General features: G+C 71.4%; 8 protein-coding genes. 3 read left to right on the top strand and 5 right to left on the bottom strand.

The annotated features are described in order from the left end of the window. Positions 1-68 precede the first annotated feature (68 nt). Positions 69-158 carry an SHOCT domain-containing protein gene (locus RBXJA2T_RS21005; protein WP_259373676.1) on the top strand — a complete coding sequence of 30 codons (90 nt, stop codon included), beginning with the start codon at positions 69-71 and terminating at the stop codon, positions 156-158. 116 nt (positions 159-274) lie between these two features. On the opposite strand, the gene RBXJA2T_RS01155 is transcribed toward RBXJA2T_RS21005, so the two are convergent. Then, a complete protein-coding gene (locus RBXJA2T_RS01155) occupies positions 275-1,879 on the bottom strand; it encodes an alpha-amylase family glycosyl hydrolase (RefSeq protein ID WP_009855474.1) in 1,605 nt (534 codons plus the stop codon). Positions 1,880-2,139: 260 nt separating this feature from the next. Between RBXJA2T_RS01155 and RBXJA2T_RS01150 the strand changes: the two genes are divergently transcribed. After that, positions 2,140-4,167 (top strand): ATP-dependent helicase, encoded by a 2,028-nt coding sequence (locus RBXJA2T_RS01150; protein WP_009855473.1) that lies wholly within the window; start codon positions 2,140-2,142, stop codon positions 4,165-4,167. On the opposite strand, the gene RBXJA2T_RS01145 is transcribed toward RBXJA2T_RS01150, so the two are convergent. From RBXJA2T_RS01145 to RBXJA2T_RS01135, 3 genes are read right to left on the bottom strand one after another with little or no spacing between them, the layout of a single operon-like run. Further along, positions 4,164-4,676 (bottom strand): redoxin family protein, encoded by a 513-nt coding sequence (locus RBXJA2T_RS01145; RefSeq protein WP_237704840.1) that lies wholly within the window; start codon positions 4,674-4,676, stop codon positions 4,164-4,166. The genes RBXJA2T_RS01150 and RBXJA2T_RS01145 overlap by 4 nt on opposite strands. Positions 4,677-4,696: 20 nt before the next feature. Continuing rightward, positions 4,697-5,527: a LytR/AlgR family response regulator transcription factor gene (locus RBXJA2T_RS01140; RefSeq protein ID WP_009855471.1), complete on the bottom strand. Its 831-nt coding sequence runs from the start codon at positions 5,525-5,527 to the stop codon at positions 4,697-4,699. Between the two features lie 19 nt (positions 5,528-5,546). Next, positions 5,547-6,998, bottom strand: a complete 1,452-nt coding sequence (locus RBXJA2T_RS01135) for a sensor histidine kinase (RefSeq protein WP_009855470.1) — start codon at positions 6,996-6,998, stop codon at positions 5,547-5,549. Positions 6,999-7,517: 519 nt separating this feature from the next. Between RBXJA2T_RS01135 and RBXJA2T_RS01130 the strand changes: the two genes are divergently transcribed. Beyond that, positions 7,518-8,018, top strand: coding sequence for an Rrf2 family transcriptional regulator (locus RBXJA2T_RS01130; RefSeq protein WP_009855469.1), 501 nt, complete (start codon positions 7,518-7,520; stop codon positions 8,016-8,018). A gap of 39 nt (positions 8,019-8,057) precedes the next feature. Here RBXJA2T_RS01130 and RBXJA2T_RS01125 read toward each other — a convergent pair. Beyond that, positions 8,058-8,832, bottom strand: a 775-nt coding sequence (locus RBXJA2T_RS01125) for a TRAP transporter large permease subunit (RefSeq protein WP_009855468.1), incomplete at its 5' end; no start/stop codon positions are given.

Genomic DNA, 8,832 nt, shown 5'->3' with positions numbered 1-8,832 from the left:
CGGCCGCCCCGGCCCCGGCGCCGCAGCGTCCGCGTGACGCGGGCTTCTACGAGGATCAGGAGCAGCGGCTGCGCACCCTCAAGCGTCTGCACGACAACGGCCTCATCACCGACGAGGAGTACCGGCAGAAGCGCTACGAGGTGCTGCAGCAGCTCTGAGGCCGGACGCAGGACGCCGGGAGGCGTTCTGCGCCTGCCGAAGGGCCGAGCGCGATTGCACGCGCGAGGGCTGAGAGCGCCGCGGCCGGCATGTGCCGGCCGCCGCCCGCGCCGGTTCAGCGCACGTCGAACACACGCACCGAGCGCGCGGCCATCGTGATCGAGGCCTCGCCGCCGGCGCTGGCCGTGGTGTCGCCGCCGCCGCTCGGGTACAGGCTGCCCAGCGTCGCGCTGGCCGGCAGGCCGGTGACCGTGGCGGTGGCGCTGCTCGTGCCGTAGTTCAGCACCACCAGCGTGCGCTCGCCGCCTTGCGTGCGCTGGAAGCTCAGCAGCGTGCCGCTGGCCTGCGGCTGCAGGTAGTCGCCGGCCGAGATCGACGGCCGCTCGCCGCGCAGCGCCAGCATCGCCTTGTAGAACGCGAGCAGCGAGTCCGGGTCGGCGGCCTGGGCCTGCACGTTTTGCGTCGCGGCGTTGGCCGAGCGTGCCCGGTACGGCGTGCCGGTCGTGAAGCCGCCGGCGGCCGTCCAGCTCATCGGCGTGCGCAGCTTGGGGTCGCCGTCCAGCGTCGAGGCGCCGGCCATGCCGATCTCCTCGCCGTAGTAGACGAAGGGCACGCCCGGCTGCAGCAGGTAGGTGGCCGCGGCGAGCTTGTACTGCGCGACGTTGCCGCCGAACTGGTCCCAGGGGCGCTGGCCGGCGAAGCTGTCGTGGTTGGACAGGAAGGTCGCCGCCCCGGCCGGCGCCGTGACCGGGTAGGCGGCGACGGCGGCGACGGCCGCCGTGTCGCCCTTGGCCGCGGCGATCAGCTGGCCCTGGTAGCCGAAGGCGAAGGCGCTGCCGCAGCTGGCGGCGTAACCGGCCGGGTCGCTCGGGCCTTCGCAGACCATGTAGCGGCGGCTGTAGCCGCCGACGAGGTCGCGCACCCCGGCCATCAGCACGTGGTTCTGCGGCTGATTCTCCCAGGCTGCCGGGCCGTTCTCGACCAGGTTGCCGACGGCGTCGAAGCGGAAGCCGTCGACCCCCAGGTTCAGCCAGAAGCGCAGGTTGTCGTGGTGCCAGGCCACGACCGCCGTGTTCTGCAGGTTGAAGTCGGGCATCTGGTCCCAGAACGGCGCGAAATACCAGCTGCCGTTGGCCGAGCGCCAGGGGTCGCCGCCGTAGATGTTCCAGCCGGCCGGACGCGAGCTCTGCCAGACGTACCAGTCGCGGAAGGTGTTGGTGCTGCCGGCACGCGAGTTCACGAAGGCCGGGTGCTGGGCGGCGCTGTGGTTCATCACGTAGTCGACGATGACGCCCAGGCCGCGCGCGTGCGCGGCGGCGACCAGCGCCTCGAGGTCCGCGACGCTGCCGTAGTCGCGCTCGATCGCGCGGTAGTCCTTGACCGCGTAGCCGTGGTCGCCGTCCTGGCTGGCGGTGACCGGCATCAGCCAGATGCCGCCGACGCCGAGCGCCTGCAGGTAGTCCAGGCGCGAGATCAGGCCCTGCAGGTCGCCCTTGCCGTCGCCGTCGCTGTCCTGGTAGCTGCGCACGAAGACCTGGGCGATGCCGCGGCGCTGCCAGCCTTCGGCCAGCGGGCTGCCGGGGTCGGCGGCGGTGACGCTGCTGGTGTCGACGTCGGGCAGCGGGGCGTCGCCGCCTCCGCCGCCGCCGCCACAGGCGACGAGCAGGGCGGCCGCGGCGGCGACGGCGGGCAGGCGGAAGGCGCGGAGGGGCGTGGACATGATTCGGACGAGCAATGGTGGTGTGTCGGACTGTAGTCCTGCTACACCGCCGCTTCACCAACTTCGTCGGCGAACCCGTGCGACCCAGGTGGGTTGGCGCTCTGGCGGCCCTGGTGTTTTCCCCGACGTCGGTGGCGGCGTGTATTTATGCAACATGCCGTGGTCACCGGCGGCAGCGGCGCCGTGCCGCGGGCCCGGCACGGCCGGCGGCCAAGGCCTATGATGCGCGCCCCTTTTGCCCGCCCCCGACACCGCCACCGATGGCCGAAGCTCCCGCCACGCTCAACCCCGCCCAGCTCGCCGCCGTCCATCACCTGGAAGGCCCGTGCCTGGTGCTGGCCGGCGCCGGCTCGGGCAAGACGCGGGTCATCGTGCACAAGATCGCGCGCCTGCTGCAGGCCGGGCTGGAGCCGCGCCAGATCGCGGCCATCACGTTCACGAACAAGGCCGCCGCCGAAATGCGCGAGCGTGCCAAGCAGATCGTCGGCGGCCGCGCCGCCAAGGATCTGGCGATCAGCACCTTCCACTCGCTGGGCGTGCGCATGCTGAAGACCGACGGCTCGCGCCTCGGCCTGAAGGAGCAGTTCTCGATCTTCGACAGCGACGACGTGCTGGGCGTGCTGCGCGAGGCCGGCGGCTGCAACGACAACGCGGTGGCGCGCAGCTGGCAGTGGACGATCAGCCTCTGGAAGAACCAGGGCCTGGACAGCGATGCCGCGGCGCGCGCCGCCGCCGACGAGGACCAGCGCGTCGCCGCGGTCGTGATGAAGCGCTACGAGGAGCGGCTGGCCGCGTTCCAGGCGGTGGACTTCGACGACCTGATCTCGCTGCCGCTGAAGCTGCTGGCGCGTGATGCCGAGGCGCGCGAGAAGTGGCAATCGACCTTCCGCCACATCCTCGTCGACGAGTACCAGGACACCAACGCCGTGCAGTACGAGCTGCTGAAGGCGCTGGTCGGCGAGCACACGCCGTTCACCGCGGTGGGCGACGACGACCAGAGCATCTACGGCTGGCGCGGCGCGACGATCGAGAACCTGAAGCGCCTGCCGCAGGACTTCCCGCGGCTGAAGGTCATCCCGCTGGAGCAGAACTACCGCTCCACCGGCAACATCCTGCGCGCCGCCAACAACGTCATCGCCCAGAACCCGAAGATCTACGAGAAGAAGCTCTGGAGCGAGTTCGGCGACGGCGAGCCGGTGCGGCTGCTGGAGTGCGACAGCGAGGAGCACGAGGCCGAACGCGCCGTCGCGCGCATCCAGGCGCTGCGCGGCGCCGACGCGCGCATCGCCTGGGCCGACTTCGCGATCCTCTACCGCGCCAACCACCAGGCCCGCATCCTCGAGCAGAAGCTGCGTCAGGCGCAGATCCCGTACAAGGTCTCGGGCGGCCAGAGCTGGTTCGACCGCGCCGAGATCAAGGACCTCTGCGCCTGGCTGCGCCTGCTGGTGAATCCCGACGACGACCCGGCCTTCCTGCGTGCCGTGACGACGCCCAAACGCGGCATCGGCCACCAGACGCTGGCCTCGCTGGGCGAGTTCGCCGGCAAGTGGAAGGTCAGCCTGTTCGAGGCGCTGTTCTCGCCGACGCTGAAGACCGCGCTGAAGGGCAAGGCGATCGACTCGTTGCACGAGTTCGGCCGTTACGTGAACGCGCTGGAGGAGCGCGCGCGCCACACGCGCGGCGGCGAGGAGGCGCGCAAGCTGATGCTGGAGTTCCTCACCGACATCGGCTACGAGCGCCACCTGCACGACGGCGAGGACAGCGAGAAGATCGCCGCCTCGCGCTGGAGCAACGTCGTCGATTTCGTCGACTGGATCGCGCGCCGCGCCGGCGGCGACGAGGACCGGCCCGAGCAGACGGTGCTGGAGGTGGCGCAGACGATCGCCGTCATCATCAGCCTGGCCGAACGCAGCGAGGACCAGGACGTCGTCACGCTGTCGACGCTGCACGCCTCCAAGGGCCTGGAGTGGCCGCACGTCGTGCTGGCCGGCGTCAACGAAGGCCTGCTGCCGTTCCGCGCCGGCGAGGAGGAGATGACGCCCGAGCGCCTGGAAGAGGAGCGGCGGCTGATGTACGTCGGCATCACGCGCGCGCGGCGCACGCTGGTCGTCAGCACGCTGCGCCGGCGCAAGAAGGGGCGCGAACTCGTCGCCGCAGTGCCCAGCCGCTTCATCGCCGAGATGAAGCTCAACGAGTCCACCGGCCGCGAGGATCCGCGCGAGCGCCTGGCCAAGCTGCGCGCCGCGCTCGCGGCCAAGGCCTCGGCGCCGGCACCGAGCGCCGACTAGACGCCCAGCTCCTTCAGCAGCGGCCTGACCCAGGTGTCGAGGTCGGCGGCGCGCAGCGCGCCGATGCGGCGCAAGCGCACGCGACTGGCGGCGTCGACGACGAAGGTCGCCGGCACGCCCGGCAGCCGCCAGGGCGCGGCCAGCGCGCCGTCGGCGTCCTCGAGCACGATGCCGTACGGGTTGCCCTGGCGCGCCAGCCAGCCGCGTGCGGCGTCGCGGCGGTCCTGGTGGGCGACGCCGACCATCGTCAGCCGGCGCTCGGCCGCCAGTGTCACGAGCAGCGGATGCTCGTCGCGGCATGGTGCGCACCACGAGGCCCAGAAGTTCAGCAGCCAGGGCCGGCCGGCGAGCGCGGCCGACGACCACGCGGCCGCCGGATCGTCCAGCCGCGGCCCGGCCAGCGGCGGCGCCGGTTCGTCGACGAGCGGCGACACCCCGGCGGGGCCGAAGCGGCGCATCAGCTCGCCGGCGCCGACGGCCAGCACCGCCACGCCGGCGGCTCCGAGCACCACCCGGCGCCGCGTCACGCTCACATGCCCTTGAACAGGCCGTTGTAGCTGCGGCTGACTTCCAGCTTCTGCGGGTGGCCGCGCACGCTGACGATCTGGCGGCCGCGGAAGTCGCGCGTGACGCCCGAGATCGCGTTGACGTTGACCAGCGCGCTGCGGTGGATCTGCCAGAAGCGCTGCGGGTCGAGCTCGTCGACCAGCTCCTTGATCGGCTTCCTGATCAGCGCCTCGACCTGCGCCGTCTGCACGCGCGTGTACTTCTCGTCGCTGACGAAGAACAGCACGTCCTGCACCGGGATCATCTGGATCGCGTTGCCGACGCCGGCCTGGATCCACTCGAGGTAACGCGGTGCGGCCGCCGGGTTCAGCTGGGCGGCCAGCCGGTGCAGCAGCTGCTGCATGTTCGGCCCGGTCGGGGCCTCGTCGCCGTCGCCGCGGCGCGCCGCCAGGCGCTTGCGCAGCCGCTCGACGGTGAGCTGCAGGCGCTCGCGCTCGGCGGGCTTGAGCACGTAGTCGGCGACACCCTGCTCGAAGGCCTCGACCGCGTACTGGTCGTAGGCGGTGATGAAGACGATCTCCGGCAGCGGCTCGTCGTCGTCGCCGCCGTCGCGCGGCGGCAGCTGGGCGATCTGGCGCGCCGCGTCGACGCCGGTCAGCCCCGGCATGCGGATGTCGAGGAAGACGATGTCCGGGCGGTGCTGGCCGACGAGCTCGACGGCTTCGAGGCCGTTGCGCGCCTCGGCGACGATCTCGAGTTCGGGCCAGACCTCGGCCAGGCGGGCACGGAGCTGGTCGCGCATCAGGCGCTCGTCGTCGGCGAGCACGGCGCGCACGGGGGCGTTGTCGTTCATCGTGGGTTCCTGACGGGGTTCAGGCCGTGGCAGCGGCGGCCGTCGCCGCGCCTTCGACCGGGCGGTACGGTACCGTGATCGTGACCACCGTGCCGCCGGGCTGGTTCTCGGTGATCGCCAGCGTGGCCTTGCCGCCGTAGAGCATCTGCAGGCGTTCGCGCACGTTGGCCAGGCCGACGCCGGTGCCGGCGGTCGCGGCCTTGCCGAAGCCCAGGCCGGTGTCGGCCACCGTCACCTGCAGCTTGCCGTGCACGACCTGGGCGCGCACCGTCAGCGAGCCGCCTTCGGGCTTGGGCTCCAGGCCGTGCTTGATCGCGTTCTCGACCAGGGTCTGGATCATCATCGGCGGGAACTCGGCCGACAGCAGGCCGTCGGGCACGTCGACCACCGTGGCCAGGCGTTCCTCCATGCGCACCTTCAGGATCTCCAGGTAGGGGCGGATGACGGCGATCTCGCGGCCGAGCTCGCGCACGCCGCCGTCGCTGGTCTCGCGCATCGTCGGCATGCTGGCGCGCAGCAGCGCGATCAGGTTCTTCTGCATCTGGCTGGCGCGCTGCGGGTCGGTCTCGATCAGGTGGTCGATCGAGGCCAGCGTGTTGAACAGGAAGTGCGGCTCGACCTGGGCCTGCATCGCCGCCATGCGCGCCTCGACGACCTGGCGGCGAAGCGCCTCGGCCTCGGCGGTCTCGGTGGCCTGTGCGGCCTTGGCCTCGGCCTGGATGCGGCCCTTGTAGGTCGCCTTGATCAGCGCCGAGCCCATGATCCACAGCAGTGCCAGGTCGCTGAGAAAGTCGCCCCAGTGGATGCGGCGCACGCGGCGGCCGCCGCTGTCGATGACGACGTCCTCCTCGGCCGCCGCCTCGCGCGCGGCGGCGGCGGCTTCGCGTGCGGCTTCGGCGGCGTCGCGGGCGGCCTGCTTCTGGTCCTCGATGGCCTCGCGGATCGCGTCGCGCGCTTCCTGGATCGCCTCGCGGATGGCTTCGCGGTCGACGTTGGCCGGCACGTTGATCGTGATGCCGTCGTCGGCCGTCGACGCGGCGTTCTGCGCGATCTCGGCCGCCGAGGCCGCGGCCGACGCCGCCTGGGCGGCCGGCTCGGCGTCCTTGGGCGTGATGCGGATGCCGTGTTCGTCGATGCGGATGTCCAGCGACCCGCCGGTGCCTGCGGAGGCGCCGGAGGCCGGCTGCGGCGGCGCTGCGACCACCGGCGGCGCGGGCGGCGCCGGCGGCTCGACCGGCTTGCGCGCCGGGCGGGCCGGCCGGTCGTTCTCGATCGTCTCGGTGACCGTCCAGCGGAACGGCGGCATCTCCTCGAGGATGGAGGCGGCCACCAGCAGCAGGATGGACAGCACGACGAAACGCTTCCAGCTGATGCCGACCAGCCAGTTCGCGTAGACGTGGAAGGCGCGAACGGTCTGGTCGCGCAGCCGCGCCCAGTCGATGTCGTCTTGATAGCGGTAGGCGGAACTCATGGTGATCGGGGCGCGCCGTGGGCGATGGGAGCACTGTACGCAGGCACCGTCGTGGTGCCACCGTCGGGCGACGCGCTGCAGCCGAGGGCGACAGGATGCGGCGATGTCCGACAAGACGAAGGGGAACTTTTACCCCGCGCCGGCCTTCTGTAGCGCAGATGCTCGCTCCAGCCACCCGATGCCGCCGATGTCCTGCGTATTCCTCCGCCACCGAGACGCTTCCCGCAAGCGGTGTCTCGGTGTCGGCGGCTCGGGTGTGAGCATGCACTCACCTGCGCCTTGGGGGCTGTCGGCCGATTGTGCGGAACCAACCGCGCCGGGGGCGGTCTTCCGTGGGACGGCCAGACGCCGCCCGAGGGCGCCGCAGGCCGTCCGGGGTGCGTGCCGTGCCCCGGTACCCGAGCAGGTGCTCGAAGAAGATCCTTCGAGAAAAGCGAAGCTTGCTGATTCAAATATCGCATTTACACGAAGTGAATGCGGCCCTAGATTCTCCGTCGGACCCAAGAAAGGAAACCTGCCATGCGCATGAGCACCCGCACCCGATTCGCGGTCAACGCCCTCGTCGACCTCGGCCTGCGCCAGCAGGCCGGCCCCGTGGCCCTGGCGGCCATCTGCGGCCGGCTGCAGGTGTCGCTGTCGTACATGGAGCAGGTGTTCGCCCGCCTGCGTCGCCAGGGGCTCGTCGAGAGCACGCGCGGCCCGGGCGGCGGCTACACGCTCGGCCGCCGCGCCGACGCGATCACGATCGCCGACGTCGTCTCCGCGGTCGAGGACCGTCCGGCGCCGGCCGCCGAGGTCACGCCCGGCCAGGCGCTGTGGTCCGAACTCGACGCGGTGATGATGCAGCACATGTCCGGCATCACGCTGGAGTCGCTGCTCGAGGAGCAGCGTGCCAAGGGTGTCGACATCGACGTCACGCCGCGCCGCCGCGCGCTGGCGATGCCGCGTCCGGCGCCGCGTGCGGTGACGACGCGCGCGCCGAACTCGGTGTTCGCCTTCGCGCGTTCGCTGGCCGACTGACCGTTCGACAGGCGGCGGGGTTCGCCCCGCCGCCCGGCCTCAGCGGTACAGCAGCTGCGGCAGCCACAGCCCGATCGCCGGGAAGGCGTAGAGCAGCGCGATGGCGATGATCTGGATCCCCATGAACGGCAGCATGCCGGCGAAGATCTGGTTCAGCGTCACGTGCGGCGGGCTGACCCCCTTCAGGTAGAACGCGGCCATCGCCACCGGCGGCGACAGGAAGGCGGTCTGCAGGTTCAGCGCGACCAGCAGCCCGAAGAACAGCGGGTCCACCCCGAAGTGGTCCAGCAGCGGCACGAAGATGGGCATGAAGATCACGATGATCTCGGTCCACTCCAGAGGCCAGCCGAGGATGAAGATCAGCACCTGCGACAGCAGCAGGAACTCGGTCTTCGTCAGGTTCATCGACAGCACCCACTGCTCGACCAGCTCCTGCCCGCCCAGCAGCGCGAAGGCTGACGAGAAGATCGCCGAGCCGACGAACAGCCAGCACACCATCGCGCTGGTCTTGGCCGTCAGGAACACGCTCTCCTTGACGACGTTGAAGGTCAGCTGACGGTAGGCCGCGGCGAGCACGAAGCCGCCGAGCGCGCCGACGGCCGCGGCCTCGGTCGGCGTCGCCAGGCCGAAGACGATCGAGCCCAGCACCGCCATGATCAGCGCCATCAGCGGGAAGAACGAGCTCAGCAGCATCTTGAAGATCTCGAGCCGCTGGAAGCTGAGCAGCGCGTAGAAGGCCAGCAGCGCCACCGCGCCGGTGCCGACGCCGATCCAGTAGCCGCGTGGGGCGCTGCGGGCCTGCGCTTCGGCAGGT

Origin of the sequence: Rubrivivax benzoatilyticus JA2 = ATCC BAA-35 (genome assembly GCF_000190375.1) — a bacterium.
In the GTDB taxonomy this organism is placed as follows: Bacteria; Pseudomonadota; Gammaproteobacteria; order Burkholderiales; family Burkholderiaceae_C; genus Rubrivivax; species Rubrivivax benzoatilyticus.
This window is presented reverse-complemented; position numbering and strand designations above follow the sequence as displayed.

Coding starts and splice junctions, on each gene's coding strand:
- RBXJA2T_RS01150 (WP_009855473.1), top strand. CDS start 2,140: ATGGCCGAAGCTCCCGCCACGCTCAACCCCGCCCAGCTCGCCGCCGTC.
- RBXJA2T_RS01135 (WP_009855470.1), bottom strand. CDS start 6,998: ATGAGTTCCGCCTACCGCTATCAAGACGACATCGACTGGGCGCGGCTG.
- RBXJA2T_RS01155 (WP_009855474.1), bottom strand. CDS start 1,879: ATGTCCACGCCCCTCCGCGCCTTCCGCCTGCCCGCCGTCGCCGCCGCG.
- RBXJA2T_RS01130 (WP_009855469.1), top strand. CDS start 7,518: ATGCGCATGAGCACCCGCACCCGATTCGCGGTCAACGCCCTCGTCGAC.
- RBXJA2T_RS01140 (WP_009855471.1), bottom strand. CDS start 5,527: ATGAACGACAACGCCCCCGTGCGCGCCGTGCTCGCCGACGACGAGCGC.